The sequence below is a fragment of the Bradyrhizobium sp. 41S5 genome, from assembly GCF_011516665.3.
GTDB classification, from domain to species: Bacteria; Pseudomonadota; Alphaproteobacteria; order Rhizobiales; family Xanthobacteraceae; genus Bradyrhizobium; species Bradyrhizobium quebecense.
The window spans coordinates 6739600-6765776 of sequence record NZ_CP083721.1 but is presented as its reverse complement, the minus strand read 5'-3'; the positions used below and the strand labels follow the sequence as shown (position 1 = coordinate 6765776).

At 64.5% G+C, this 26177-nt stretch carries 24 protein-coding genes; 12 read left to right on the top strand and 12 right to left on the bottom strand.

From position 1 onward, the window contains the following. The first annotated feature begins 4 nt into the window (after positions 1-4). From HAP47_RS32515 to HAP47_RS32500, 4 genes are read left to right on the top strand one after another with little or no spacing between them, the layout of a single operon-like run. Positions 5-1255, top strand: a complete 1251-nt coding sequence (locus tag HAP47_RS32515; protein WP_173641064.1) for an FAD binding domain-containing protein — start codon at positions 5-7, stop codon at positions 1253-1255. 29 nt (positions 1256-1284) lie between these two features. Next, positions 1285-1584 (top strand): DUF485 domain-containing protein, encoded by a 300-nt coding sequence (locus HAP47_RS32510; protein ID WP_173641065.1) that lies wholly within the window; start codon positions 1285-1287, stop codon positions 1582-1584. After that, complete coding sequence (gene actP / locus HAP47_RS32505) at positions 1581-3239, top strand: cation/acetate symporter ActP (RefSeq protein WP_210285322.1); 1659 nt, start codon at positions 1581-1583, stop codon at positions 3237-3239. Before HAP47_RS32510 ends, actP begins: the two co-directional genes overlap by 4 nt. Before the next feature lie 36 nt (positions 3240-3275). Then, positions 3276-3719, top strand: a complete 444-nt coding sequence (locus tag HAP47_RS32500) for a hypothetical protein (RefSeq protein ID WP_173641066.1) — start codon at positions 3276-3278, stop codon at positions 3717-3719. Between the two features lie 400 nt (positions 3720-4119). On the opposite strand, the gene HAP47_RS32495 is transcribed toward HAP47_RS32500, so the two are convergent. The 7 genes from HAP47_RS32495 to HAP47_RS32465 all read right to left on the bottom strand — a co-directional run bounded on the left by HAP47_RS32495 (position 4120) and on the right by HAP47_RS32465 (position 12295). Further along, positions 4120-5052 carry a sugar-binding protein gene (locus HAP47_RS32495; protein WP_173641067.1) on the bottom strand — a complete coding sequence of 311 codons (933 nt, stop codon included), beginning with the start codon at positions 5050-5052 and terminating at the stop codon, positions 4120-4122. A gap of 89 nt (positions 5053-5141) precedes the next feature. Then, positions 5142-6224 carry an ABC transporter permease gene (locus HAP47_RS32490; protein WP_173641068.1) on the bottom strand — a complete coding sequence of 361 codons (1083 nt, stop codon included), beginning with the start codon at positions 6222-6224 and terminating at the stop codon, positions 5142-5144. After that, positions 6224-6988: an ATP-binding cassette domain-containing protein gene (locus tag HAP47_RS32485; protein WP_173641069.1), complete on the bottom strand. Its 765-nt coding sequence runs from the start codon at positions 6986-6988 to the stop codon at positions 6224-6226. The genes HAP47_RS32490 and HAP47_RS32485 overlap by 1 nt, the downstream gene beginning before the upstream one ends. A gap of 40 nt (positions 6989-7028) precedes the next feature. Beyond that, positions 7029-8378, bottom strand: coding sequence for a carbohydrate porin (locus tag HAP47_RS32480; RefSeq protein WP_173641070.1), 1350 nt, complete (start codon positions 8376-8378; stop codon positions 7029-7031). Between the two features lie 306 nt (positions 8379-8684). Beyond that, positions 8685-9743, bottom strand: coding sequence for an ABC transporter permease (locus HAP47_RS32475; RefSeq protein WP_173641071.1), 1059 nt, complete (start codon positions 9741-9743; stop codon positions 8685-8687). After that, positions 9740-11266 (bottom strand): sugar ABC transporter ATP-binding protein, encoded by a 1527-nt coding sequence (locus tag HAP47_RS32470; protein WP_176396276.1) that lies wholly within the window; start codon positions 11264-11266, stop codon positions 9740-9742. The genes HAP47_RS32475 and HAP47_RS32470 overlap by 4 nt, the downstream gene beginning before the upstream one ends. A gap of 63 nt (positions 11267-11329) precedes the next feature. Further along, positions 11330-12295: a sugar-binding protein gene (locus tag HAP47_RS32465; protein ID WP_173641072.1), complete on the bottom strand. Its 966-nt coding sequence runs from the start codon at positions 12293-12295 to the stop codon at positions 11330-11332. Positions 12296-12536: 241 nt separating this feature from the next. On the opposite strand from HAP47_RS32465, the gene HAP47_RS32460 reads away from it, so the two are divergent. Both HAP47_RS32460 and HAP47_RS32455 read left to right on the top strand, forming a co-directional pair. Next, positions 12537-13808, top strand: a complete 1272-nt coding sequence (locus tag HAP47_RS32460) for an ROK family protein (RefSeq protein ID WP_173641073.1) — start codon at positions 12537-12539, stop codon at positions 13806-13808. A gap of 79 nt (positions 13809-13887) precedes the next feature. Continuing rightward, the gene (locus HAP47_RS32455; protein WP_092124364.1) at positions 13888-14646 is read left to right on the top strand and encodes an SDR family NAD(P)-dependent oxidoreductase; all 759 of its coding nucleotides are present in this window, start codon (positions 13888-13890) and stop codon (positions 14644-14646) included. 46 nt (positions 14647-14692) lie between these two features. On the opposite strand, the gene HAP47_RS32450 is transcribed toward HAP47_RS32455, so the two are convergent. Further along, on the bottom strand, positions 14693-14995 hold the full coding sequence (locus HAP47_RS32450) for a hypothetical protein (RefSeq protein ID WP_173641074.1): 303 nt from the start codon (positions 14993-14995) through the stop codon (positions 14693-14695). Between the two features lie 150 nt (positions 14996-15145). Here HAP47_RS32450 and HAP47_RS32445 point away from each other — a divergent pair, with 150 nt between their 5' ends. Continuing rightward, positions 15146-15799 (top strand): TetR/AcrR family transcriptional regulator, encoded by a 654-nt coding sequence (locus tag HAP47_RS32445; protein WP_173641075.1) that lies wholly within the window; start codon positions 15146-15148, stop codon positions 15797-15799. Positions 15800-15807: 8 nt separating this feature from the next. Here HAP47_RS32445 and paaZ read toward each other — a convergent pair whose 3' ends face one another. Further along, complete coding sequence (paaZ, locus tag HAP47_RS32440; protein ID WP_173643014.1) at positions 15808-17835, bottom strand: phenylacetic acid degradation bifunctional protein PaaZ; 2028 nt, start codon at positions 17833-17835, stop codon at positions 15808-15810. Between the two features lie 116 nt (positions 17836-17951). Further along, on the bottom strand, positions 17952-18743 hold the full coding sequence (gene paaG / locus HAP47_RS32435; RefSeq protein WP_173641076.1) for a 2-(1,2-epoxy-1,2-dihydrophenyl)acetyl-CoA isomerase PaaG: 792 nt from the start codon (positions 18741-18743) through the stop codon (positions 17952-17954). A gap of 305 nt (positions 18744-19048) precedes the next feature. Here paaG and HAP47_RS32430 point away from each other — a divergent pair, with 305 nt between their 5' ends. Further along, positions 19049-19249, top strand: a complete 201-nt coding sequence (locus tag HAP47_RS32430; RefSeq protein ID WP_173641077.1) for a hypothetical protein — start codon at positions 19049-19051, stop codon at positions 19247-19249. 9 nt (positions 19250-19258) lie between these two features. On the opposite strand, the gene HAP47_RS32425 is transcribed toward HAP47_RS32430, so the two are convergent. Then, the gene (locus HAP47_RS32425; RefSeq protein ID WP_231168515.1) at positions 19259-19828 is read right to left on the bottom strand and encodes a TetR/AcrR family transcriptional regulator; all 570 of its coding nucleotides are present in this window, start codon (positions 19826-19828) and stop codon (positions 19259-19261) included. 89 nt (positions 19829-19917) lie between these two features. Between HAP47_RS32425 and HAP47_RS32420 the strand changes: the two genes are divergently transcribed. Beyond that, positions 19918-20232: a monooxygenase gene (locus HAP47_RS32420; RefSeq protein ID WP_173641079.1), complete on the top strand. Its 315-nt coding sequence runs from the start codon at positions 19918-19920 to the stop codon at positions 20230-20232. 27 nt (positions 20233-20259) lie between these two features. On the opposite strand, the gene HAP47_RS32415 is transcribed toward HAP47_RS32420, so the two are convergent. Next, a complete protein-coding gene (locus HAP47_RS32415) occupies positions 20260-21390 on the bottom strand; it encodes a hypothetical protein (RefSeq protein ID WP_173641080.1) in 1131 nt (376 codons plus the stop codon). A 352-nt stretch (positions 21391-21742) separates the two neighbouring features. On the opposite strand from HAP47_RS32415, the gene HAP47_RS32410 reads away from it, so the two are divergent. The 3 genes from HAP47_RS32410 (at position 21743) to HAP47_RS32400 (ending at position 26096) form a co-directional block, all read left to right on the top strand. Beyond that, positions 21743-22786 (top strand): aldo/keto reductase, encoded by a 1044-nt coding sequence (locus tag HAP47_RS32410; protein WP_173641081.1) that lies wholly within the window; start codon positions 21743-21745, stop codon positions 22784-22786. Continuing rightward, complete coding sequence (locus HAP47_RS32405; protein ID WP_173641082.1) at positions 22783-23637, top strand: amidohydrolase family protein; 855 nt, start codon at positions 22783-22785, stop codon at positions 23635-23637. The genes HAP47_RS32410 and HAP47_RS32405 overlap by 4 nt, the downstream gene beginning before the upstream one ends. 119 nt (positions 23638-23756) lie before the next feature. Then, positions 23757-26096 carry a Tex family protein gene (locus HAP47_RS32400; protein ID WP_173641083.1) on the top strand — a complete coding sequence of 780 codons (2340 nt, stop codon included), beginning with the start codon at positions 23757-23759 and terminating at the stop codon, positions 26094-26096. Positions 26097-26177 lie beyond the last annotated feature (81 nt).

The following is a 26177-nucleotide window of genomic DNA, read 5'->3' as shown; positions in this document are numbered from 1 at the left end:
GCTCATGAGCGACGACCGCTGGAAGCGTGCAGTGCCGCCGAAGGCACTTGTGATCGGCGGATCGATGGCCGGCCTGTTCGCCGCGTTGCTGTTGCGGCGGGAAGGCTGGAACGTCGACGTCTATGAGCGCATCGGTGCGGAGCTCGCGGGCCGAGGCGCGGGCATCGTCACGCATTCGGAATTGTTCGACGTCTTGGGCCGGGCCGGCATCGATACCGCGGCCGCGGCGGTCGGGGTCGTCGTTCCGGGGCGGCGCGTGCTGGACCGGAGTGGCCGTATCGCAGGCGAGCTCGGGTTGCGGCAAGTGCTGACGTCCTGGGGACACCTCTACGGGCTGTTGAAGGCGGCGTTGCCGCCGCAACACTACCATCACGGCAAGAGCCTCGAGGATGTTGCGGAGCTCGGCGACCGGGTGGTGGCGCGCTTTTCCGACGGCACCGAAGCGTCGGGAGACCTGCTGGTCGGCGCCGACGGGATATTCTCGAGCGTCAGGACGCAGCTCGCGGCCAACGTCCAGCCCAAATACGCCGGTTACGTCGCCTGGCGGGGCCTCGTCAACGAGCGGGACCTGTCAGCTCGGACGCGGGCGGAATTGTGCGACTGGTTCGCCTTCAGCCTGCCTCCCGGGGAGCAGATGCTCGGCTATCCCGTTGCCGGGGCCAACGAAGAGATGGATGTCGGCGAGCGCCGGTTCAATTTCGTCTGGTATCGCCCGGCCGACACCGACCAAGGACTGGCGGATCTGCTGACGGATATCGACGGTGTCAGGCAGCCATTGTCGATTCCGCCGACCAGGATTCGATCCAATGTGATTGCCGCGATGCGCCAGGACGCGGAGCGGCTGCTGGCGCCGCAATTCGCCGAGGTCGTTCACCTCACGTCTCAGCCCTTCATCCAGGCCATCCTTGATCTCGAGACACCGCGCATGGCGCTCGGATCCCGCACCGTCATCCTTGGCGATGCTGCGTTCGTGGCGAGGCCCCATGTCGGCATGGGCGTGACGAAAGCCGCGGCGGATGCGGCGGCTCTGGTCGATGCGTTGCGGGCCCTTCCGGCCGATCTGCCGGCGGCGCTCGCGAAATTCGAATCGAGCCGGCTTCCGTTTGGGGCCGCAGTCGTGCGGCGCGCCCGCCATCTCGGCGCGTACATGCAGGCGCAAATCGCCACGGCCGAGGAACGGGCGATTGCAGAGCGGCATCGCAGCCCCGAGGCGGTGATGGCGGAGACCGCGGTGGCAACCGGCATTGCCGCCTAGGCGAATTCAACGAGGGAGGACAATCACCCATGGACCTGCAAACCATCCAGCAGCATCCGACATTCAGACAGCTTGCGAGCGAGCGCGCACGCCTTGGCGTTGCGATGTCGATCGTCATGGCCGCTGCCTACTTCACCTACATCCTGACTATCGCGTTCTGGCCCCGGCTGCTCGGGTATCCGTTGTGGAGCGGCACCGTGATCACCTGGGGCGTGTTGGTCGGCGTCGGCCTGATCGCGCTCGGCTTCCTGTTAACGGCGGTCTACGTGCGGCGCGCCAATTCCCGTTTCGACAGCCTCAATCAGCTGCTTCTGGAGGATCTCCGATGACGTCACGTCCGGCTTGCGCAGCCTTGTTTGCAACTGCGTTCGTCCTGCTTTCAGAGCCTGCGGCAGCCGACGCGCTGACATCGGCGACAGGCACGCGGCAACCGTTGAACGCGACGGCGATCGCCATGTTCCTCGGCTTCGTCGCGATCAGTCTTGGCATCACATGGTGGGCTGCCCGGCGTGGTACGAGCACGGCCAAGGATTTCTACGCCGCCGGCGGCGGTCTCAAGGGTGTCGAGAACGGACTCGCGATCGCCGGTGATTACACGTCGGCTGCGACATTCCTGGGCGTCACGGCGCTCGTCTATACCTCGGGCTACGACGGCATGATCTATGCGATCGGCTTCCTCGTCGGCTTTCCGATGATTCTGTTCCTGATTGCCGAGCCGTTGCGCAATCTCGGCCGTTACACCTTTGCCGACGTCGCGGCATATCGGTTGGCCGAAGTCCCGGTGAGGGCCGTCGCTGGCGTCAACACGCTCGTGATCGTGGTCTTCTATCTGATTGCGCAGCTGGTGGGGGCCGGCAAGCTGATCCAGCTGTTGTTCGGGCTTCCCTACATCTACGCGGTCGGCATCGTCGGCGTGCTGATGATGATCTATGTGACGGTCGGAGGCATGCTCGCGACGACCTGGGTGCAGATCATCAAGGCCATCCTGCTGATGTCGGGTTCGGTCCTGATGTCGATCCTGATCCTCGGGCACTTCGGCTTCAGTCTGGAGGCGCTGTTCCGTGAAGCCGTGACATTGCATCCGAAGGCCGACGCCATCATGGCGCCGGGCGGACTTGTCAAGGATCCTGTATCGGCGATCTCCCTCGGACTAGCCCTGATTTTCGGCACGGCCGGGTTGCCGCACATCCTGATGCGCTTCTTCACCGTGAGCGATGCCCGCCAGGCGCGTACATCGGTGCTGGTTGCGACCGGGTTCATCTCCATCTTCTACAGCCTGTTGTTCGTGCTCGGCTTCGGCGCCATCGCGATCGTTTCGGCCAACCCGCAGTTTCGGGATGCGTCGGGCGGGCTCGTTGGCGGCGTCAACATGGTGGCTCTGCACCTGGCCGATGCCGTCGGCGGATCGCTGCTGCTCGGGTTCATCTCGGCGGTGGCGTTCGCGACGATCCTCGCTGTCGTATCAGGGTTGACGCTCGCAGGAGCCTCGGCGGCGAGCCACGACCTCTATGCCCGCGTGATCCGCCGGGGCCGTGCGAGCGAGCATGAGGAAGTGTTTGTCTCGAAGGCTGCCGCGGTTGCGATCAGCCTGATTGCGATGGGTCTGGGTGTCTTGTTCGAGAACCAGAACATCGCATTCATGGTCGGACTGGTCTTTGCGATCGCGGCGAGTGCGAACTTCCCGGTGATCCTTCTCTCGATCGTCTGGCCTGACCTGACGACGCGCGGCGCCGTGAGCGGGTCGCTCGCCGGCCTGCTGGCATCGGTGGGACTGGTCGCCCTCAGCCCGGGCGTATGGACCGCGGCATTGAAGCTCGGGCCTGCACCATTCCCTTACGACAATCCGGCCCTGGTCTCGGTTCCTCTCGCCTTCGCCGTATCATGGGCGGTGTCGGTGCTGGACCGCAGTGCGGCGGCGGCTTCTGTCCGCGCATCGTTCGGCGCGCAGCACGTCCGAGCCCAGACCGGGCTCGGCGTCGAGTAACGCAGCGTGGATCATTCATCCCAAGGAGGCGCAACAATGAACACCGACGTGACCGAAAAGGGTAGGGCCGCCTGGCCCGACGCCATTCGCAAGGAGTTCGATACCAATCAGCTCAACGGGCGGGTCGGGACGCGGCTCCTGTCCGAAGCCAAGCGCGTGCGCGTCTGGGAAATCCGGCTTGCTCCAGGTGAGCGCATCGGATTCCATCGTCACGTGCTGGACTACTTCTGGACCGCAGTAACGCCGGGCCGGGCGCAATCGCATGCCGAGGACGGGACGATCGTCGAAGCGGTCTACTCGGCCGGCGAGACGCGTCACTTCGTCTACGGAAAGGGTGAATACAAGATCCACGACCTCGAAAACGTCGGCGATACCGACCTGTGGTTCACCACGGTTGAGTTCCTCGACAGCGCAAATGCGCCCTTGGAGCTTGGCCGCATGCGCGAGCGCGAAACTTCCTCCGAACGGGGCGATTCCTGAGGGAGCTAAACTGCAGCCGAGGCACAGGCTGTCTGCGTGAGATCCCGGGAGCCATGGAGGCCCTGGCATCGTTGCGACGCTCCGTCCGCAGAACGATGGGGGTACGGATGAACGGCAGCTTTTGGCGGACCATCAGGATGCTACGCCCCAAGTCAGGCTGCCCTGCGATAAGAAAACAGGGCCGCAGCGATAGCGGGTTTCGGACTGTAGCGCCCCCCCGCTACCTTCACGGCCGTCGAATTCGGCGTCGGACTATGCAAGGGATTGGATAAGATATCGTAGGCTCGGTCGGTGTGGGGAAAGGCGCGGTAGCCTTCCCCCGTCACCAAGGGTCCCGATTTCGTGCGCCGAGCCGCAATTTTCCACGAAGAGCGCCGTTGCCCGCGGGTTGCGCACGCTGCTATTTCAGCATCGCCGCGACGTTGTCCCTTGTCACGACGTCGAGACCGGTGTGGATGATCTCCGGCACCTTCTGGCCCTTCTTGATGGCAAGCAGCGTATCCATCGCTTTCTCGCCCATCTCGAGCGGACGCTGGCCGATCAGTGCGTTTACATAGCCCTCGTTCAGAAGTTCAAGCTGCATCTTGAGGGTATCGGCCACGACGAGCGTGAACTTGCCGGCGTCGAGGTCCTTCTTGCTCTTGCTGGCGAACGCCTTGAAGCCTTCCGGGGCGAACATCGGCCAGCCGCCGACCGGGATGATCGCAGCGAGATCGGGAACAGCGGTGCGCAGATCGGTCATCTGCTGAACACCCAGCGCGGGGTCGTCGTTGCAGAACGTCGGCGATCCCCCGACTTCGGTCCACTTCGAGCCTTTGAGCGCTTCGCGGACGCCATCGACGCGCTCGGCCAGGTTCTTCGCACCCGGCCCGCCGGAGACCATCGCGTACTTGCCGCCATCGGGCCGGAGCTTCAGCAACTGCTTGCCGAGCGCGACGCCGAACTCCTTGTTGTCGGTGCCGATATAGCCAATCCGCTTCGAGCCCGGCGCGTCCGCGTCAAACGTGATGACGGGAATGCTGGCCGCATTTGCCGCCTCGATCGACTTGGTCATGGCCGCGACGTCGGCGACCGAGATAGCCAGGCCGTCCACCTTCTGGGTGATGAAATCCTGGATGATCTGCGCTTGCGTCGCCGGCTCGTGCTCGACGGGACCTTTGTAGATGCATTCGATGTTGCCGAGTTCCTTGGCGCGCTTTTGGCAACCGTCGCGCGCGAAGTCGAAGAACGGATTGTTCATCGCTTTGGGCACGATCACGAATTTGTAGCTCTGGGCGAAGCCGGGTGTCGTCATCATGGCGAGGACCGCGGCGGCAAGAAGTGCCTTCTTCATTGTTTCCCTCCACATTCTTTGTGCCTATCCCTTGAAATCAGCGGCTCCCGAAGGCGGATAGGCGGACATTATGATCCTCCAGGACGAACTCAGGCCATGCGCGAGCGAAGACGATCGACCAGCACCGCTGCGATGATGATCACGCCCACCAAGGTCTGCTGCCAGTAGGAGTTGATCTGCGCGAGCACGAGGCCGTTGCGGATCACCTCGAGCAGCACGCAGCCGACGATCGCCCCGAGCGGGCCGCCGGCGCCGCCGGCGAGATTGGCGCCGCCGATAACGGCGGCTGCAATCACGTTGAGCTCGTAGGACGTCGCCATGTTTGCCGGCGCCGATCCCAGCCAGCCCGAGATGATGATGCCCTGCAGGCCCGCGGCGAGCGCGCAGATCACATAGATCTCGATCTTCACCCGTACGACCGGAATGCCGGTCAGCGCGGCCGCCTTCTCGTTGCCGCCGACGGCAAAGACGTGGCGGCCGAAACCGGTGTGATGCAGCACGATCGCCATCGCCACCGCAAGAACCACGAGATAGACGAACGGCGTCGGCATGCCGAATACGACGCCGGATGTCAACGCGTAGAGATAATCGGCTTCGGGGCCGCTGGGAAAGCTGCCGCGGCCGTTGGAGACGACGTAACCGAGGCCGCGCACGATCGAAAGCATGCCGAGCGTGGTGACGAAAGGCGACAGCCCGAGCACCGCGATGCAGAAGCCATTGACGAGACCGACGATCAGCGCGACGCCGAGCCCCACAAGGACCGATACGAGCAGGATCAAGCCGGGCACATTTGCGATCACGGTTTTGCCGTCGTCGGCCAAATGCACGAACCACTCCGCGCCGGGCATGCCGGGTGTCGAGATTTGCGTCATGACCATCGAGGTGATCATCGCGGAAAAGCACATCACCGAGCCCACCGAGAGGTCGATGCCGCCCGTGATGATGACGAAGGTCACGCCGAGCGTGGCGATGGCGATGAAGGAAAAGTTCTTCGCCACATTCTGCATATTGCCCTCGGTGAGAAAGTAGGGGCTGGCGAAGCTCATCACTACGAACAGCGCCACCAGCGCGAGCAGGACGTACCCGGTCTGCGAGGCAAAGAAGCCGCTCTGCCACCATTTGGTCTTGCCGACATTGGTGAAGGTGATGGGAGATTCCAGGGGCGTGGCCATTACGCAGCCTCTCTCGCTCCCGTGATGAGGGAGGTGACTTCCTCGGGGCTGGTGTCGCCGATCGCCTTGTCGGCACGTTTTTCGCCGCGGCGCATCACGACGACGCGGTCGCAGACCGCGAACACGTCGGGCATGCGGTGCGAGATCAGCATCACCGCGACGCCCTGTTCCTTCAGGCGATGGATCAGGCCCAGCACCTGCTCGACCTGGCGGACCGAGATCGCGGCCGTCGGCTCGTCCATCATCACGAGTTTGGCATTGGACAGCCGAGTCCGTGCGATCGCGACCGCCTGACGCTGGCCGCCCGACATCTGCTTGACGAGATCGTGCGGTCGGGTCTCCGAACGCAGCTCGCCGAACAGCTCCAGCGCGCGGGCTGCCATCGCCTTGTGGTCGAGAAACGCGAACGGACCAAGCTTGCGCTTGAGCTCACGGCCGAGGAAGACATTGGCCGCTGCCGTGAGATTGTCGGCGAGCGCGAGGTCCTGATAGACTACTTCGATTCCGACCGCGCGGGCATCGATCGGCCGGGCGAAATGAACCGGCTTGCCGTCAAAGCGGATCTCGCCGTGACTTGGCGGGAAGTTGCCGGCGATGATCTTGACGAGCGTCGACTTGCCGGCGCCGTTGTCTCCCATCAGGCCGACCACCTCGCCGGGAGAAACGCGCAGGTCGACGCCATGCAACGCGCGAATGGCGCCGAACTCCTTGCCGATGCCCTTCAACTCCAGGACGGCGAGCCCGGCGTCGTGAGGGGTTACCATGGCTGGTCTCGCTCAGGCATGCTGGCAAACCACCTTCGGCTCAGAAGTGCACCAGCGTGCGCAGACCGAGGACCCAGGCATTCTCGGTCTTGATGCCGGCGGCATTATAGCCACGCCCGCCGGGATTGATCACGTACTGGGCGTCGAACTTGAGGTTCATCCAGCCGGTCGCCTGCCAGCCGTACCAGGCTTCGATCGGAACTTCGTTTCCGCCCGCATTCAGGGTGAGCGCGGCCGAATTCACGTGGGTCGTGCCCACTGCGAAACCGACTTCGTCTTCCGGACGCCAGGAGAACGTTCCGGTGTGCCGGAAGCCCAGGGCGACCTGGTAGTCCTGATACGACGTCCGGTGATCGGCGACCGTCGTATTGAGGAACATGTACCAACCCTGTGCCTTTGCACCCTCAACGGTCAGCCGCTGCAGGATCGACTCATAGACGCCATAGCGGCCGCGTTGATCGCCCAGATTCTGGTCCGAGACGCCGCCGATGCCCGGGGCGATCGCGATGATACCCGGAAGGCCACCGTCGATCGTCGACGCGCTGTCATACCAGCCGCCGAATCGCCAGGTACCGTTCAGGGGACCGCTCGGCGCCCAGACCAGCTCGACCGGCACCAGCACGCCGGAGGCCCGGCTCGAGCCGGGGACGCCCGGCAGGAAGTAGGTCGCGGAGTCCGACGTCGTCAGATAGTTCGGATTGGCGTCGTAGACGCCGACCGAAAGCTGCCATTCCTTAGCGAAGTTGTAGTGTGCGACACCGGCCCATTGGCTCACTGGCCAGTTGTAGATGTAGCCGCCCTGGATGTTGCCGGGCTGGCCGCCGCAGAAGGTCAGATTGATGAACTCGCACAGGCCGAAGAAGAAGTCGGAGCCGACCGGAAGACGGCCGCCCTTGAGTTCAAGGCGGTCATCGAACAGCTTCTGCGAGTAGTAGAGTTCGGTCAGGCGAAGAATACTGCCGCGGCCGAACACTTCGTTGGTCAGCTGCAACGCCGGAATACCCGCCTCGTCATTCAGGTTGTGGCCGAAGCGGTCGACCAGCGTGAGGCCGACCAGGCCGCCCTGGATGCCGGCAAGCTTCGCCATGTCGAACTTGGCTTGAAAGAACAGCTGTCCGGCTTGGGTCGCGGTGTTCCTGTTGCCGCCCGACAGATTGCCGACGGCTTCGTCACCCAGCGTCAGGGCCAGCGAGATACCCCGCTCCTTTAGCTGCGTCCTGCCGAGATCGCCGAACAGATACGGTCTTGTCCAGAAATCGTCGGTCTCCATGTAAGGCACAGGCGGCGCCTTGGTCAGAAGATCGGCCGCATGCGCGCCGCCGTTGAACAGAGATAACAAAGCGATCCCCACGCCGCATGCACGCGCGGTGTTCACAGACCAAAGTGACATTTTCTGCACTCCCAGCGTCCCCGGCTTTGTCCATTTTTGTGTCGCGTTCCCGCCCAAAGCCCTTCAGCATGGAACGCGCTCCTTTCAGTGTAGCGATCCGTCAACTTGAGATAGAAAATTCACGCGCACCAAAGCCCTTGAGGACTGGGGTGAGGGTCTGCCAGCGGCCCGGCCAGGCGCGACCTGCGGCGCCAACGTGGACGTGAGCCTCGGATGCTTGATCAGTCTTACGCATCGAACTCTTCCCCTTGTCCTCTACTCGAGTCGCCGTGGCTATATTCCCGATCGTGGTTCGTCGCAGTCGAGTCACGCTTGATCGCCCGCGCTCGTCGGCAGCGCCGTCGCGCCGTGCGCAGCGCTTTGCAGAATTGTGGTTTCCTTTGCTCGAGGCGCCGTGCGGGCGAGGCCGGCCAGCGCCGCCTTGCGCCGCCGCCGGACCTGCAATTGCTGATCCGCCAGAACGCCGATCAAAATCACGGTCCCCATCACCGCGAAGTTCAGGGAGTTCGGAATGCCGAGGATGTTCACGAGGTTCTGCAACACCTGCAGCAGCGCTGTGCCCAGCACGATGCCGAGAATCGAGCCTTCGCCGCCGCGCAGGCTGCAGCCGCCGAGGACGGCAGCCGCGATCGCATAGAGTTCGTAGAAATTGCCGAAGGAACTCGGAGAGACCGAGTTGGTGTAGAAGACGAACATCACGGTCGAAACGCCGGCGAGGCCGCCGCTGATGACATAGGCGGTCGCGATCACGACATTTGTGTTGATACCGGAGAAGCGCGCCGCTTCCTCGTTCTTGCCCACGGCATAAAGCCAGCGTCCGTAGACCGAACGATGCAGCAGCACGCCGAGGATCAGCGCCAGGATGATCAGGAAGATGAAGGTGTTCGGAATGCCCGCGATATTGCCGGAGGCGATGTTGCCCAGCGTGCTGGCCTCGTCACCATAGCCGAAGCCGCGTGTCGAATCGCTGGTGTAGTAGCGCGCGGCGCCGCGATAGATCAGCAACCCGCACAGCGTCACGATGAAGGGCTGCATTTTCAGCCGCGTGATCAGGAAACCCTGGATGCCGCCCAGCGCCAACCCGCCCATCAGGACCAGCAACAGCGCGATGGGCCAGGGCACCTGATACGTCGTCAGAAGGTCGATGAAGACGACGCCGAGCAGCGCGAACATCGAGCCGAGCGAAAGATCGATGCCTCCGGTTATGATGACGAGACCTTCGCCCAGTGCGAACACGCCGAACAGGCCGATCAGATTGGCCATGTTCAGCAAGTTAACGAACGACAGGAAGGCCGGATTGATCGCGCCGGTGATGGCGGAGATCACCGCCAGCAGCAAGAACAGGCCGAGTTCCTTCTTAATCATGGCGCAGCGGCCTCCAGGGTTTCGAGCGCTTGGCCGACCGCCAGCCTCAACACGTTGTATTCGCTGAACTGGTCGCGCTCGAGCACGCCGCTGACGCTGCCTTCATGCATCACCGCGACGCGGTCGGAGACGCCGATGACTTCCTCCATGTCCGAGGAGATCATCACGATCGCGACGCCCCGGTCGGCGAGGCTGCGCATCAGCGCGTAGATCTCGCTCTTGGCGCCGACATCGATGCCGCGGGTCGGTTCGTCGAAGAACATCACGCGCGGCTGCATGGAAAGCCACTTGCCCAGCACCACCTTTTGCTGGTTGCCGCCGGAGAGCGTTACGGCTTCGATGTCGATGCTCGGCGTCTTGATCGAGAGGCTCCGAGCTTGTTCCTTCGCGATCTTGCGTTCGGCCGCGCCGTTGACCAGCCACATCCGCGCGTGATCCAGCAGGCTCGCGAGCGTCACGTTCTCCCGGATCGGCAATTCCAGCACCAGCCCGGACTTCTTGCGGTCCTCCGGCACCAGATAGATTCCTTGCCTGATCGCATCGCGCGGCGAGGAGACCCCGACCGGTTCGTTGTCGATCCTGATCTCGCCCCCCAGCAGCGGGTCAACGCCGAACACCGCGCGGGCAAGGGAGGTGCGGCCGGCGCCGACGAGTCCGGCGAGGCCGAGGATCTCGCCGCGCCGCACGGAAAGGTCAATCTGCCGGTCTGGAAAGGCGGTCGTCACGACGCCGGCGATATCGCAGCCGCCCGGCTGCGGCGAGCGTGCCGGCGGCGTGTACAGCGCCTTCAGGTCGCGGCCGATCATCAGCCGGATCATCGCGGCATGGCTCAGCTCGTCCCGCGCCAGTTCGCCCACCGTGCGCCCGTCGCGCAGCACCACGACACGATCGGCGCAGCTCATGATCTCGCCGAGCCGGTGCGAGATGTAGATCACCGAGATGCCGTGGGCCTTCAGGTCGGCGATCACCTCCAGCAACCGCTCCGTCTCCGAAATCGTCAGGCTGGAGGTCGGCTCATCCATGATGATCACGCGGGCATCGATCGAGAGCGCCTTGGCGATCTCCACCATCTGACGCTCCGCGATCGACAAATTGTCGACCAGCGTGTTCGGCGCGAAATCGGCGCCCAGCCGTTGCAGCAGCGGCATCACGCGGGCGCGCATCTCCGCGTTGTCCACCAGCTTCAGCGGGCCGCCGGCGAGCTTCTCGCGCCCGATGAAGACATTGGCCGCGACGTCGAGATTCTCGAACAGGTTCAGCTCCTGGTGCACAAAGGCGATGCCGGCGAGGGTCGCCTCGTTCACCGTCATCCTTGCGTGGTCGTTGCCGCCGATGCGGATCACGCCCGCGCTCGGTGCGATCACGCCGGCCAGCACGCGCATCAGCGTCGACTTGCCGGCGCCGTTCTCGCCGATCAGGCCCAGCACCTCGCCGCGGCGGACGTGCAGATTGACGTCGTCGAGCGCCCTGACGCCGGGATAGGTCTTGCTGATACCGCTGAGTTCGAGCAGCGTCTCCGGCATTCGGCATGTCCTCCTGCATCCCGCCGGCGGCCTGTGGCGGCCGGGCGGCGAAGTCGACTGAAGTTACTTCTTCAGCAGTTCCTTCAGTTGCCCGGCGAACTCGGCGACGTTGGTCTTGCTGATCACCTTGGTCGGCACGATCAGTTTGCTGTCCTTCGGAATCCAGGACTTGTCGCCGTTCAACGTCTTGATGATGTTGGTGGCGGAGAGATAGCCGAACTCGTAGGGCTGCTGCACGACCGTGGATTCGATCGTGCCGTCGGAAATGCCCCGCAGCGTCCGCTGGTCCTCGTCGAAGCCGACGATCTTCACCTTGCCGGCCTTGCCCGCGGCCTTCACCGCGTCATAGATCAGCGGGGTCTCGTAGCTCCACAGGCCGGAGAGCAGCGCGATGTCGGGATATTTGACGAGCACATTCTCCATGTTCGCCTTGGCCTTGGCAAAGTCCACCTGGTCGGTGAACACGTCGACCAGCTCGACCTTGGTGCCGGCGATCGATTCCTTGATGCCCTGTACGCGCTCGCGGGCATTGTCGGCGTCCATCGTTCCGACGAACAGCGCGATCTTGCCGCCGTTCGGCAGTGCCTTCTTGATCTCCTCGCCGGCCTGCCGCCCGGCCGCAACGTTGTCGGTACCGATATAGGCGAGACGGTTGCTCTGCGGCGCGTCGCTGTCCGTCGTAATCAGCACGGTCTTGGCCGCGACCTTGTTGAGTTCTTCGGTTGCATGCGGCGCATCGTCGACCGAGATCGAGATGCCGGCGACGCCGCGCACCAAGAGGTCGTCCAACTCGCGCCGCTGGCCAGCCGCAGTGCCTTCGTTGGTGACGATCAGCTCGATATTGTATTCCGGGTGCTCCTTCTGCGCCTTCTCGAGCCCGCGGCCCGCGATGGTCCAGAAGTCGGCCGCGACATTGGTCACCAGCGCGATGGTCTTTTTCTGCTGTGCCTGTGCTATCCCTGTGGCCATCGCGAGCGCGGCCGCGCCCGCCAACAGCGGCACGATCAATCTTCTCATTGAGTCACTCATATGGACCTCCCTGTCGACACCCCTGGTGAGGGGTTTTCACGCTCGGCGCTTTTCACGCCTTATTTTATTCACGTAACTAATAAATTAGCGCGGCAAAATGTCCAGTCAAGGATGTTGTTGCCCGTACCTTCAAGCAATAATAGTGTTTTGGTGATGTATTGTTGCCACGACAGGCGCCTTTTGGTCATTATATGAGTTACTCGCGTTGAATAATTTCATTAATCGAATTAAAGAAGCCGATATGAATGAACAGCCCGAACCGCTGAGGCGCGCTTCGAGTTTGGCCCGCGGATCGAACCGCGGCCGGCTCGTCGAAGTCTTGCGGCGTCAGGGGCCATTGCCGCGCGTCGAACTTGCCCGCAGCACGGGGCTGAGCTTCCCGGCCATATCGGCCATCACATCGAAACTGATGGCGGAAGACCTGCTGTGCGAAGCCGTGACTGAGACGGCGACATTGTGGCCCGACGATACCGACGAAGAGGATACGGATGGCCTGAACGGCCGCCGCCGCGGCCGGCCGGCGGTCTTGCTGACCCTGAACCCCGAGTTTGGCCGCATCATTGCCGTCTCGCTGCGCATGAATCTGATCGAGACATTGATCGCCGATTTCAGCGGCTCTGCCCTGGCGCAGTCGCGACTTGAGCTGACGACACGCGCGCTCGATGCAGCCGCGTTGTGTGATCTCGTGATCGCGCAGATCGACGCCATGCTTGATGCGACGGCCACGCCGCGACATCGGCTGTTGGGAATCGGGATTGCGTTGCAGGGCATCGTTGACTCCGACACCGGCCGGCATCTGTGGAGCCCGGCGCTGTCGATCACCGACGTCGATCTGGCGACGCCGGTCCGCCAGGCATTCGGCGTCGAAGTCGTGACGGCGAACGACGCGGTTGCGGTTGCGCTGGCCCTCGCAGCCGCCGAACCGGCGCTGGCGCAGGGCCTCACGGCCACGATCATGGTCGGCCACGGCGTCGGCATGGGCGTCGTTGTCGACGGTGAAGCGCGCGACGGTGCCGGCGCAGGCAGTGAGATCGGCCATGTCAAGCTGGCGCCGAACGGTCCGCAATGCCGCTGCGGTCAGCGCGGCTGCATCGAGGCCCATCTCGCCGACTATGCGCTCTACCGCGACGCGCGTACCTTTCTCGACCTGCCGCCGGCGGTGTCGCAGCAGCCGTCCGAGGCGCAGATGGCTCTGCTGCGCGCGCGGGCGCGCGCCGGCGATCCCCGTCTCGAGCAGTTATTCCGGCAGGCAGGCCACGCGCTTGCCGATGCGGTCGCCACGACGATATCGGTGCTGCGCCCGCATCACATCATCCTCGCGGGTCCGGGCCTGCAGGCATTCGACATGATGCGCAGTGCCTATGAGGAGCGGCTCGAGCGGGCAGTGTTGCCGTGGCTGCTCAAGTCTACCGCGATCCATGTGCGTCCAAGCGAGTCGGCGACGATTGTCGACGGCATGGTGCGGCGGACGCTGCGGGTCGTGGACCGAAACCACATGGAGACGACCGAGTGAACCTCGGGAGCCGTGGCTCTTGGCTGGAGCCGCAGCAACGCAACCGACGCGCTTCAGGCGCCAAAGCGAGAGAATGCCAATGCAGGGTGCCATCTATCCAAGCCTCAAGGACCGGACCGTCCTAGTGACCGGTGGCGGTTCCGGCATCGGCGAGGCCATCGTCCGCCAGTTCATCAGCCAGGGCGCACGGGTCGGATTCATCGACATCGATGTGACGTCCTCGGAGCAGCTGCTGTCCGATTTGGGAGCGCATGCCCGCGTGCACTTCGAGCACGCCGACCTGCGCGACATCGCCGCACTGCGACGCGCGGTTGCCGGCATCCGCGAGGCGCTCGGGCCGATCACCATCCTGGTCAACAATGCGGCGCGCGACGACCGTCACGCGATCGAGGACGTGACGCCGGAATTCTGGGACGAGCGGATCGCCGTCAACCTGAAGCATCAGTTCTTCAGCGCCCAGGCGGTCGCACCCGACATGAAACAGGCGGGGGGCGGTTCGATCGTCAACATCGGCTCGGTGAGCTGGGTGATCGGTCAGGGCAACATGCCCTGCTACACCACGGCGAAATCAGCGGTTCAGGGCCTCACCCGGGCGCTGGCCCGCGATCTCGGGCCGCACAACGTGCGGGTCAACTCCATCCTGCCCGGATGGATCATGACCCGGCGGCAGCAGGATCTGTGGTTGACGCCCGAAGGCGTGGCCGAGCTGATGCAGCGCCAATGCCTCAAGCGCAAGCTCGTGCCTGACGACATCGCCCGCGTCGTCCTCTTTTTCGCCGCTGATGACAGCGGCGCCTGCACCAACCAGAGCCATATCGTCGACGGGGGCTGGGTCTAGCTAGCGATCGCGCCGCAACTCGGAGCGACGGCCCTCGTCGATGAGACTAGTCGTCGCTCGAAGCAGCCAGCGCGTTGCGAAGCGCCTGGACGCGCTTGTTAAGTGAGATGAGTTCGTCGACGGTCAGGCCGGACCGCTCCAGCAAGGTATCGGTCAGGCAGCCGGTGCGCGATTGCATCGCCTTGCCGCTGTCGGTCAGATGGACTCCGACCTGCCGTTCGTTCGCTGCGGTCGGAGGGCCGCAGTTTCCGGCGATCAGCCGACCGCCGTGCGCGATCACATCGGCAACGTGCCGCCATGTTCCCGCGGGCCAGGACTGCAACGGCTGGATTGCAACGCCGCGGCCCATTCCGTATATGTCGTAGAATTGTCCGACCGGATGGTCAATGAATGGGCGTCCCGGACGTGGCCCTGTGGGTGCGCAGGGATGTTTGCGCTGGACTCGTAGTTTGCACCTAAAGACGAGAGCCGAATAGCCGGCTGGTGGAACGGATAGGACATGGCCCGATCGCGCGCCAAGGACTATGACGACAAGCGCCTCATGATGCTGCATCGCTCGGCCGAGCTGTTTGCCGCATCGGGCTATGTCGGCACGTCGATGAACACGATCGCGGATGCATGCGGCGTCTCGAAGGCGCTGCTCTATCACTATTATCCCGACAAGGAGGCGATCCTGTTCGACATCCTGTCGTCGCATATCGAGAAGCTCGTGGCGGCGGTGCGGAAGGCGAGCGCGCAGGCCGGCGATCCGGTCGAGCGCTTCAGGACGATCGTGGCGACCCTGCTCGAGCTCTACCGGCATGCCGACGCCGAGCATCAGGTCCAGATTGCCAGTCTCAAGCTGTTGCCGAAGGACAAGCAGCAGCCGCTGCTCGCCAGCGAGCGGATTCTCGTCGCAATGATGTCGGATGCGCTCGCCGCGGCCGTGCCGGCGGCGAAGCAGAAGCGCGTCCTCAAGCCGCTGACAATGAGCGTCTTCGGCATGCTGAACTGGCATTATATGTGGTTTCGCGAGGGCGGACCGATGACCCGCGCCGAGTACGCCGACTTCGTCGCGCAACTGGTGTTGGCGGGTGCCGCGGATGCCGTCGCCACCCGGCCGCGCAGCAAGGCAAGGCCCGCCGGCCGAAGCCGGCAGGCCGCGTTGCTCTGAGCTGCGCGTTACGCCCGCATCGCATTCATCGTCAGAAGTTCATATGTTGCCGCGGTCTCGCCGGTCCCGGTGGTGATCTCGACGTCCCAGCGCACCTCGCCATACTGCTTGTTGCGCGGCGTCTTCTCCTTCGCGGTCAGCCGCACCTGGATCTGTTCGCCCGGCTGGACCGGTTTGACGAAGCGCAGCGAGTCGAGGCCGTAATTTGCCAGCACCGGTCCGTAGTCGGGATCGACGAACAGGCCGGCCGCGAACGACAGCAGCAGATAGCCATGCGCGACGCGGCCCGGGAAGAACGGATGTCCCTTGGTCGCTTCTTCGTCCATATGAGCGTAGAAGGTGTCGCCCGTGAAATGCGCGAAGTGCTCGATGTCGTCGAGCGTGATCTGCCGTGCCCTCGAGACCAGCGTGCGGCCGATCTCGAGATCGTCGTAGTGATAGCGGAACGGGTGCAGATCACCTTCGAGCATCGGGCTGCCTTTGAACCAGCGGCCGGTGACGCCGCTCAGCACGCGAGGCGAGCCCTGCAACGCGGTGCGCTGCATGTAGTGCTGGAGACTGCGGATGCCGCCGAGTTCCTCGCCGCCGCCGGCACGGCCCGGTCCGCCGTGAACCATCTGCGGCATCGGCGAGCCGTGCCCGGTATGCTCGGTCGCGCAGTCGCGGTCGATGATCGCGACACGGCCGTGAAAGCTACCGATGCCGAACGTGAGCTCGGTCGCGGTCGGAATGTCGTGGGTGTAGACCGATGCGACCAGGCTGCCGCCGCCGCGATTGGTCAGCGCGATGGCCTGGTCCAGATCGTCATAGCCCATCACGGTGCAGACCGGTCCGAACGCCTCGATCTCGTGCACCGCGGTTGCGGTGAGCGGCTTGGGGCAATGCAGCAGCAGCGGCGGGACGAAGGCGCCGCGTTTGGCGTCGGCGTCGACGAGCGGGAAGTTGTCGGGATCGCCGGCCACCAGTTCGGCCTCGGTGCGAAGCCTCGCCACGTGAGCAAGCACATCGCTGCGCTGGGCAAGTCCGACCAGCGGTCCCATCCTGACCTTCTCGTTCTCGGGATTGCCGATCGTGACCTTGGCGAGACGCTCGCGCAGAGCCGTGATGACGGCATCGAGCTGCGCCACCGGGGCCAGCGCGCGGCGGATCGCGGTGCATTTCTGGCCGGCCTTGACCGTCATCTCCTTCGCCACCTCCTTGATGAAGAGGTCGAACTCTGGACTTCCCGGCACGGCGTCCGGCGCGAGGATTGCGGCATTGAGCGAATCCCGCTCGGCGATGAAGCGGACCGCCTCGCGCGCGATGACCGGATGCCGCTGCAGCTTCTGCGATGTGTCGGCCGAGCCCGTGAACGACACCACATCCTGGCAGGTGAGATGGTCGAACAGGTCGCCGGTCGATCCGACGACGAACTGCAGGACGCCTTCCGGCAGTGCTCCGGATTCGGTGATCATCCGCACCAGTTCGTAGGCGACATAGGAGGTGACGGTCGCGGGCTTGGTGATGACGGGAACGCCGGCGAGCAGCGCGGGCGCCAGCTTCTCCAGCATGCCCCAGCACGGGAAGTTGAACGCGTTGATATGCACTGCAATGCCGTGCAATGGCGTTACGATGTGCTGACCGGCGAATGCGCCGCCCTTGGAGAGCCCCTCGACGTTGCCGTCGAGCAGGTACCTGGTGTTCGGAAGTTCGCGGCGTCCCTTGCTGGCATAGGCGAACAGCGTGCCGATGCCGCCATCGACGTCGATCATGGCGTCGGTGCGGGTTGCGCCCGCATGGAGCGACAGTTTGTAGAGCCGGTCCTTGTGCTGGCTCAGATAGTCGGCCAGTGTCTTCAGCAGGCCCGCACGCTGATGGAACGACAGCTTGCGGAGATTCTTGCCGCCGACCGCGCGGCCATAGGCGAGGATCTCGCGCATGTCGAGATCGCTCCTGGTCGCGAGCGCCACCACATCGCCGGTGACTGCGCTGTGAATTTCGGCGGCCGGTTCGCCGGAACCGGTCCAATGTCCACGGACGAAGCTATTGAGCTTTATGACGGACTCTCCCGTTCGCGGGCTGCCGGATGGAGGCTGTGTCATTGAAATCGAACCCTTTGACCTGTGATCGATGTTGCGTCTTGCCTTGGCGGCGGAATGTTCAATTCTGCGCCTTAAGCGCGTCCGACGAACCGCGGCGCGCGTTTCTCGAGAAAGGCCGTAACTCCTTCAGCGAAATCCGGCGTCCGCCCGGCGCGGCCCTGGAAATCCCGCTCGAGGTCGAGCTGCGCATCGAGCGTGTTGGTCTCGGACGCATCGAGCGCCTGCTTGATCAGCGCGAGGCCATCCGTGGGTTGCGTCGCGAGGTTGGCGGCGAGGGCGTGAGCCTCGGTCAACAGATCCGCATCCTCAACCATCTTCCAGATCATGCCCCATGACTGCGCCTGCTCCGCGTTGACCGGCTCGGCCAGTAGGGTCAGAGCGCGCGCCCGCGCCGGCCCGACCAGCCGCGGCAGGAACCAGGTGCCACCGGAATCCGGGACCAGGCCGAGCTTGGCGAAGGCCTGAATGAACTTGGCCGACCGCGCGGCGATCACGATGTCGCAGGCAAAGGCGACATTGGCGCCGGCGCCTGCCGCGACGCCGTTGACCGCGCACACGACCGGCATCGGGATGCTGCGCAGCTTGCGCACCAGCGGGTTGTAGTATTTCTCGATCGGCGCTGAGAGATCAGGCGTTTCTCCCGGCGTGAACACGCCGTCCGAAAGATCCTGCCCGGCGCAGAATCTGCGTCCGGCCCCGGTCAGGATCAGCGCGCGGCAGGATCTGTCTTGCTCGGCGTCCGTCAACGCGGTGAGCAAGGCGGTGTGCAGTTCGGCGCTGAATGAATTCAGGCGATCGGGCCTGTTCAGCGTCAGGACGCGATATCCGTCGCGGATATCGGTCAACACCAAATCGCTGACCATGATTACCTCCCGTTGCGGCTTCTGATGACCGAAGGTCGCGTGACCTGCGTCTGGATTACTATTGACCGTCCGGTCAGTCAATTTAATTCGCGTTCCAATGCAGGCGGCGTCTTCCGGCTTATCGAGCGAGGACAATTTTAGTCCCGGTCGCGAACTCGGTCGCGACAAACGCATCAAGATCGAAGGAATTTTTGCGGGCGCTGCACCTGGCTGCGTATTTGCGCAGCTCATGCGCGATGCTTGACATTTGTCAGATCGAGCCATCGGCGGAACCCGCGAAAGGTTCATGTTTGCAGCCGTGCTGCATGGCGCCCATGCTGCGCTGTGCGCCGCCACAAATCAGCCGCATGTGGACGGCGACCGCCGTCAAGCTCGGCGTTGCCACGGAAGCGGATCGTGCGCTGGACAGTTTTGCCGAGCGCCTGCGCAGGGAGGTGGTCGCCACGCAGGGCGTTTTTGCGCTGCCGACCTTCGTCGGCGCATGGTCGCGGCGGCGGCCGGGCTGAACCGCGATCTCAGGCGTTACCGACGACCGCGTCGATGAACGTCGTGGCCAATTCTCTCAACTGCTTGCGGCTGTATCCGGCGCGCTCCATCACGGCCAGCCCGCGCGTGTACGTCACGATGACGCGCGCCAGCCGGTTCGCATCGGCCGCGCTGCGCTTACCCGGCGCCGTACCGATGGCCTTGCCGATCAGCTGTTCGAGCCGCGTGAGCACATCCTGCACCCGCTGACGCACATCCGTGCTTGAAATGGCCGCGTCGAGCGCCGTGCGCGTGGTCAGGCAGCCGCGTGGCGGCGAACCGGCGGTCATGTTGACGATGATCATGTCGAAGAAGCGCCTCAGCCCCGCCGCGGCGTCGCCGTGGGACAACGCGTTGCCGGCCGCCTCCAGGAACTGCCCGGTATACTGATCGAAGGCGCGCAGAAAGATCGCTTCCTTGTCGCCATAGGCGTTGTAGAGGCTGCCGCGCTGCACGCCGGTCGCCGCGGCGAGGTCCTGCATGGTCGCGTCGTGCAGCCCCTTGCGCCAGAACACGTCGAGCGCGGTTGCGATCACCTCGTCCTCGTCAAACTGACGCATGCCTACCATTCGGTTTGCTCCAGCAGACCATTGTTGACACTATCGTCAAGATTGACAATCATGTCAAGAATGATGCCCATGAGGTCCAAATGATCACCGCCGTCACGACGTTCAGATTGCCGAAGCCGGTCACGCGCGAGGAAGCGCGCAGCATCTTCCTGAGCACCGCACCGCTCTATCGCGACGTGCCGGGGCTGTTTCGCAAGACCTATGTGCTGTCCGAGGACGGCATGACGGCCGGCGGCATCTATTTCTGGAACTCGAGGGGTGAGGCGGAAGCGCTGTACACCGCTGCGTGGCGGGCCCGCGCCCGCGAGAAATACGGCGCGGATCCGACGGTCACATATTTCGAGAGCCCCGTCGTGGTCGACAATGTCGCCGAGCAGATTGTTGCCGACCGGTAGCAACAACGCAGCGGCGACGGAAGCGCATCACAGCGCATTGAGCACTCTGCGCGACGGAGCGAGCGGGAGCCATTCCGGAATCTGTCGCTTGGCGAGCCAGTATGGCCGCCAGATTGCGCGCCAGGTTGGGCGGTCGAGTGGCGCAGTGCCCCATTTGCGTTGCGCTATGTCGATCCGCAACAGGTCGTGCGCATGCAGCCATTGGCGCGCTGCCCACCAAACCTCGCGCGGGACGGCGGTGTTTCGGATTCCATTGAGCTCGACGATGCTTGGCAGTGGATCCGCAAACTGGACCGCAATCCTGAGGGTGGCGACGCGTTGTCCACAACGCCTGACGCTCCAGAGCCGCGAGCGATTGTGAGCGAGATTGGAGCCGTAAGTGCGGAGGCAATTCTGCATGGCCTCGGCTTCCTCTGCGATATCCGCCGTCGAATTCAGTGGGATAAAGTGGTAACCGGCAACGTGACCTGGCTGCAGCCACATATCTGCGATCGGCTGAGAGCCGAGGCTGACATGCAGCGCAACCATTGTGCGCCACGCGTTGGCGGCCGCGAGCGCCGAGCCGATCTGCATGTTCGGTGTCCATCTCCGGTCGATCAGCGTATGCCCCAGCGTGGTCGGCTGGGTGGAGAACCACGTCCACAGACTGACGAGCCGCAGTCGCGCAGGATCGGTACGCGGCGGCACCCGGACCAGCTCGCGCGCGATCCAGACGGCTGCCGGTGCATGTGCGAGTTCGGCAACCGTGGCGACGGATTGCAGCCAGATCGGCGCGAGCCTGGGCAATTGTGGCAGGTGGTTCGCGATCTGTCGGCGAAACAGCTCGTCATCGGGTAGCTCCGTGATCGGACGTGTGAACGCTTCCGGAGGCAGCCTTCGCAGCCAAAGCGGAATGCCTGCCGCGGCTGCGGCATCCGCGAGGGATTGGCCATCGATGACGCGTGTGATTGCACGCGCAGGATCGAGCGCGGTCCGCGGCACGGCCAGCGCAAGCAGCAGAGCAGGAAAGCTTGCGGCAAGGTCGGCAAGACGCGTGTGCCGCATGGCGAGCGCGCGGATTTTTCCCTGAACGTGCGGGTGATATCTCCGCAGCTGTCGTTCGAGCAGCGCAGAGCGTTTGGCCTCCCGACGAGAGGCCACCAGAAGCGGCAAGGTCATGACAATGGCTTCCGCAAGCGCGGAGCCGTATGGCCCGCGGCAGACTAGATTGCGTATGAGTGTTGCGATTTCACCCGGGATTCGATCCCGGGACGCGCGTCAAATATCGCGCGGCGAACCCGGGAAGCGTGCAGACCTGAACATCATCGCCTCCTCCATTGGAATTGCGGAGCGCTCCCATAGCCCATTTCCTGCCAATAGGCAACGTGAAGTTGTCGATCGCATTTCAGCGATACGTCCTGTGTGCGATGAGTCTCACCGCGAAGTTGGTGACCAAGGTCTCTTCACGATCCCGGTCAACGACGCTAGTCTTGTCAGAGGGGCTAACAAGAAACGTAGGTGGGAAACTCCAATGACCCAACAACAACCCTCCGGTCCAGGTTCCCCGCTGCCACGCCGCAGGCTCGGCGGCACCGGGCTCGATGTCTCCATTCTCGGCTTCGGCACCGCGCCGCTCGGCGATCTCTTCGCGCGGCTCGACGACGCCACCGCGATCGCGGCGGCGGAGCGGGCGTTCGCACTGGGTGTGAACCTGCTCGATTCCTCACCGCTCTATGGGCATGGCCTCGCCGAGCATCGCTGCGGCACCGCGCTGCGCCGCGTGGCGCGTGACGACATCGTCGTCTGCACCAAGGTCGGGCGCTGCATGGACCCGTTCCATGGCCGCGGCGACGGCTCGAACTTCGTCGGCGGCCAGCCGCATCGGGCGGTGGTCGATTACTCCTATGACGGCACGATGCGCTCGGTCGAGCAGTCGCTGCTGCGGCTCGGTACCGATCATATCGACTTGCTGCTGATCCACGACGTCGACGTTTGGACCCATGGTGCCGATGCGATCGAAGCCAGGTTCCGCGAGGCGATGGAGGGCGCCTATGTCGCGCTCGACAAATTGCGCGCCGAGCGCGTGGTCAAGGGCATCGGCATCGGCGTCAACGAGGCCGAGATGTGCGTGCGCTTCGCCAGGGCCGGCAGGTTCGACACCATGCTGCTCGCCGGCCGTTACTCGCTGCTGGAGCAGCCCGCGCTTGCCGAATTCCTGCCGCTCGCTGAGGCCCAGGGCATCGGCGTGATGCTCGGCGGCGTGTTCAACTCCGGCATCCTGGCGACAGGCGTGGTTGCTGGCGCCAAGTACAATTACAAGGACGCGCCGCCCGACGTGATGCAGAAGGTGGCGGCGATCGAGCGCGTCTGCCGTATCAACGGCGTGGCGCTCGCGACCGCCGCGCTGCATTTCGCGCTGGGCCATCCGGCGGTCGCGAGTGTCGTGCTCGGCGCACAGACGCCGCAGGAGGTCGAGCGCAACGCCGCCGCCTTGTCGTCGTCCATCCCCGCCACGCTGTGGCGTGACCTGAAGGCCGAGGGGCTGCTCGATCTGCACGCGCCGGTGCCGGCATGATGCGGATCGATGCCCATCACCATGTGTGGACCTTGGCGCGCGCCGATTACGGCTGGCTGACGCCTGAACGCGGGCCGATCTACCGCGACTTCGGCCTGGCCGACCTGATGCCGCATCTCGCCGCGGCTGCCATCGAGGGCACGATCCTGGTGCAGGCGGCACCGACCGAGGCGGAGACGGCGTTCATGCTCGACGTCGCCAAAGGCTCGGAGCTGGTGCGCGGCGTGGTCGGCTGGATCGATTTCGATGCCGCCGATGCCGCGGCGCGGATCGATGCGATCGCCGATCGCGAACTGCTGGTCGGCCTGCGGCCGATGGTGCAGGACATCGCCGATGACGACTGGCTGCTGCGGCCGGAACTGGCGGCGCCGCTCGAGGCCATGGTGCGGCATGATCTGGTCTTCGACGCGCTGGCGCTGCCGCGCCATTTGCCACGGCTTGTTCAGGTGGTTGATCGCCATCCGGACCTGCTATTCGTGCTCGACCATTTCGGCAAGCCGCAACTCGCGACCGGCGACATCTCGGTCTGGAAGAACGACATCGCAAGCTTGGCCGCGCGGTCCAACGTCGTCTGCAAGCTGTCGGGCCTTGCGACTGAGGCCGCGCCGAACTGGCAGGTCGCCGATTTGCGCGAGGCCGTGGATCATGCACTGGCATGTTTCGGGCCGCAGCGGATGCTGTGGGGCAGCGATTGGCCCGTCGTCAATCTTGCCGGCGGCTATGCACAATGGTTCGCGGCGGCAGAGGCCTTGCTTGCTGATTTGTCAAGTGAGGCAAGAGCTGCGATTTTCGGCGGCAATGCGGCGCGGGTCTATTTGTCAAGCCGCGGACGGCCAACATCCCGGAAATAGCGCGTGCGGCGCGCCAAATTTGATCCACAGCGCGCCTTGATGAATCATTCCGGGATGGTCCATAAGCGGCGTCCGCGCCATCGGTGATTTGGCGGCGCAACGGGGTGAGAGAGACAAGCGTGGCAAAGATCCATCATCAGATTGCGCAGGAGCTGGGAGTTCGCGACGAGCAGGTCGAGGCGGCGGTGACGCTGCTCGACGGCGGCGCCACGGTGCCGTTCATCGCGCGATACCGCAAGGAGCTCACCGGTGCGCTCGATGACGCCCAGCTGCGCACACTGGAAGAGCGGCTGACCTATCTGCGCGAGCTCGAGGAACGTCGCACCGCGGTGCTCAACTCGATTCGCGAGCAGGGCAAGCTCGACGCCGCGCTCGAAGCCCAGATCATGGCTGCCGACAGCAAGGGGCGCCTCGAAGACATCTATCTGCCGTACAAGCCGAAGCGCCGCACCAAGGCCGAGATCGCCAAGGAGGCCGGCCTGGAGCCGCTCGCCGATCTCCTCTTGACCCAGCCGCAGAACGATCCGAACGAGGCCGCTGCTCCCTTCGTCAATGCCGAAAAGCAGGTCGCCGACGTCGCCGCCGCGCTGGACGGCGCGCGCGCGATCCTGGTCGAGCGCTTCGCCGAGGATGCCGACCTGATCGGCGCGCTGCGCGAGGAGATGTGGTCGAACGGCATCATGGCCTCGACCGTCCGCACCGGCAAGAAGACCGAAGGCGAGAAGTTCAAGGACTATTTCGATTTCTCCGAGCCGCTGCCGAAGCTGCCGTCGCATCGCATCCTGGCGCTGTTCCGCGGCGAGAAGGAAGAGATCCTCGACCTCGCGATCAAGCCGGAGGCGCAGGAGCCTGTGGTCGGCGTGCCCGGCCTCTACGAGCTCCGGATCATGAACCGCTTTGCGATCTCCAACCAGGGCCGCAAGGGCGACAAGTGGCTGACGGAGACGGTGCGCTGGGCCTGGCGCACCAAGATCCAGATCCATCTCAACATCGACCTGCGGATGCGGCTGTGGACCGCGGCCGAGACCGAGGCGGTGCGCGTGTTCGCGTCGAACTTGCGCGACCTGCTGCTGGCGGCGCCGGCCGGCCCGCGTGCCACCATGGGGCTCGACCCCGGCTATCGCACCGGCGTCAAGGTCGCGGTGATCGATGCCACCGGCAAGGTGGTGGCGCATACGGCGATCTTTCCGCACGAGCCGCAACGGCGCTGGGATGAGGCACTGGCCATCCTCGGCAAGCTCGCGATCGAGCATGGCGTCGAGCTGATCGCGATCGGCAACGGCACGGCCTCGCGCGAGACCGACAAGCTCGCCGCCGAGCTCGTGAAGCGGCTGCCCGAGCGCAAGATGACCAAGATCGTGGTCTCCGAAGCCGGCGCGTCGGTCTACTCGGCCTCCGCCTTCGCCTCGAACGAATTGCCCGACCTCGACGTCACCATTCGCGGCGCGGTCTCGATCGCGCGGCGCCTGCAGGATCCGCTGGCCGAGCTCGTCAAGATCGATCCGAAGGCGATCGGCGTCGGCCAGTACCAGCACGATCTCGGCGAGGCCAAGCTGGCGCGCTCGCTCGATGCCGTGGTGGAAGACTGCGTGAACGCGGTCGGCGTCGATGCCAATACCGCCTCGGTGCCGCTGCTCTCGCGGGTGTCGGGCATCGGGCAGGGGCTTGCACAGAGCATCGTGCAGCATCGCGACGCCAACGGCCCGTTCAAGTCGCGCAAGGCGCTGAAGGAGGTGCCGCGGCTCGGGCCGAAGGCGTTCGAGCAATGCGCCGGCTTCCTGCGCATCAGCAACGGCGAGGATCCGCTCGATTCATCCGGCGTGCATCCCGAAGCCTATCCCGTCGTGCGCCGCATCCTCGAGGCGACTAAGAGCGACATCAAGGCGCTGATCGGCAACGCCGACGTGGTGCGCGGGCTCAGGCCGCAATCCTTCGTCGACGACACGTTCGGTTTGCCGACCGTCACCGACATTCTGCGCGAGCTGGAAAAGCCCGGCCGTGACCCGCGTCCGGCGTTCAAGGCGGCGGTGTTCAAGGACGGCGTCGAAGAGGTCAAGGACCTCAAGAAGGGCATGATCCTCGAGGGCACCGTGACCAACGTCGCCGCCTTCGGCGCTTTCGTCGATATCGGCGTGCACCAGGATGGCCTGGTGCACATCTCGGCGATGTCGAGGAATTTCATCAAGGACCCGCGCGAAGTGGTGAAGCCGGGCGACATCGTCAAGGTCAAGGTTCTGGACGTCGAGGTCGCGCGCAAGCGCATCGCGCTGACGCTGCGGCTCGACGACGAGATCGGTCCGAAGAAGGACAACGCTGGCCCGTCGCGCGATTTCTCGCGCGGCTCGGCCAAGATGACGTCGTCGGCTCCGCGCCGTCCGCAGGAGCAGTCCGGCGGCGGCGCGCTCGCCGAGGCGCTGCGCCGCGCGGCCGAGAAGAGCGGGCGCGGCAAGCCGACCTGAGGCTGTGTTCATGGAATAAAAAGTGTCGGCTTTCGCGCCGTAGGCGGAGCAACCGCCGAGGGCATTCGGAACTTGGATAGG

What these genes read in the sequence shown, in the direction of transcription:
- HAP47_RS32515 (WP_173641064.1), top strand. Translation starts at nt 5, where the DNA reads ATGAGCGACGACCGCTGGAAGCGTGCAGTGCCGCCGAAGGCACTTGTG.
- HAP47_RS32510 (WP_173641065.1), top strand. Translation starts at nt 1,285, where the DNA reads ATGGACCTGCAAACCATCCAGCAGCATCCGACATTCAGACAGCTTGCG.
- actP (WP_210285322.1), top strand. Translation starts at nt 1,581, where the DNA reads ATGACGTCACGTCCGGCTTGCGCAGCCTTGTTTGCAACTGCGTTCGTC.
- HAP47_RS32500 (WP_173641066.1), top strand. Translation starts at nt 3,276, where the DNA reads ATGAACACCGACGTGACCGAAAAGGGTAGGGCCGCCTGGCCCGACGCC.
- HAP47_RS32495 (WP_173641067.1), bottom strand. Translation starts at nt 5,052, where the DNA reads ATGAAGAAGGCACTTCTTGCCGCCGCGGTCCTCGCCATGATGACGACA.
- HAP47_RS32490 (WP_173641068.1), bottom strand. Translation starts at nt 6,224, where the DNA reads ATGGCCACGCCCCTGGAATCTCCCATCACCTTCACCAATGTCGGCAAG.
- HAP47_RS32485 (WP_173641069.1), bottom strand. Translation starts at nt 6,988, where the DNA reads ATGGTAACCCCTCACGACGCCGGGCTCGCCGTCCTGGAGTTGAAGGGC.
- HAP47_RS32480 (WP_173641070.1), bottom strand. Translation starts at nt 8,378, where the DNA reads ATGTCACTTTGGTCTGTGAACACCGCGCGTGCATGCGGCGTGGGGATC.
- HAP47_RS32475 (WP_173641071.1), bottom strand. Translation starts at nt 9,743, where the DNA reads ATGATTAAGAAGGAACTCGGCCTGTTCTTGCTGCTGGCGGTGATCTCC.
- HAP47_RS32470 (WP_176396276.1), bottom strand. Translation starts at nt 11,266, where the DNA reads ATGCCGGAGACGCTGCTCGAACTCAGCGGTATCAGCAAGACCTATCCC.
- HAP47_RS32465 (WP_173641072.1), bottom strand. Translation starts at nt 12,295, where the DNA reads ATGAGTGACTCAATGAGAAGATTGATCGTGCCGCTGTTGGCGGGCGCG.
- HAP47_RS32460 (WP_173641073.1), top strand. Translation starts at nt 12,537, where the DNA reads ATGAATGAACAGCCCGAACCGCTGAGGCGCGCTTCGAGTTTGGCCCGC.
- HAP47_RS32455 (WP_092124364.1), top strand. Translation starts at nt 13,888, where the DNA reads ATGCAGGGTGCCATCTATCCAAGCCTCAAGGACCGGACCGTCCTAGTG.
- HAP47_RS32450 (WP_173641074.1), bottom strand. Translation starts at nt 14,995, where the DNA reads ATGGGCCGCGGCGTTGCAATCCAGCCGTTGCAGTCCTGGCCCGCGGGA.
- HAP47_RS32445 (WP_173641075.1), top strand. Translation starts at nt 15,146, where the DNA reads ATGGCCCGATCGCGCGCCAAGGACTATGACGACAAGCGCCTCATGATG.
- paaG (WP_173641076.1), bottom strand. Translation starts at nt 18,743, where the DNA reads ATGGTCAGCGATTTGGTGTTGACCGATATCCGCGACGGATATCGCGTC.
- HAP47_RS32430 (WP_173641077.1), top strand. Translation starts at nt 19,049, where the DNA reads ATGGCGCCCATGCTGCGCTGTGCGCCGCCACAAATCAGCCGCATGTGG.
- HAP47_RS32425 (WP_231168515.1), bottom strand. Translation starts at nt 19,828, where the DNA reads ATGCGTCAGTTTGACGAGGACGAGGTGATCGCAACCGCGCTCGACGTG.
- HAP47_RS32420 (WP_173641079.1), top strand. Translation starts at nt 19,918, where the DNA reads ATGATCACCGCCGTCACGACGTTCAGATTGCCGAAGCCGGTCACGCGC.
- HAP47_RS32415 (WP_173641080.1), bottom strand. Translation starts at nt 21,390, where the DNA reads ATGACCTTGCCGCTTCTGGTGGCCTCTCGTCGGGAGGCCAAACGCTCT.
- HAP47_RS32410 (WP_173641081.1), top strand. Translation starts at nt 21,743, where the DNA reads ATGACCCAACAACAACCCTCCGGTCCAGGTTCCCCGCTGCCACGCCGC.
- HAP47_RS32405 (WP_173641082.1), top strand. Translation starts at nt 22,783, where the DNA reads ATGATGCGGATCGATGCCCATCACCATGTGTGGACCTTGGCGCGCGCC.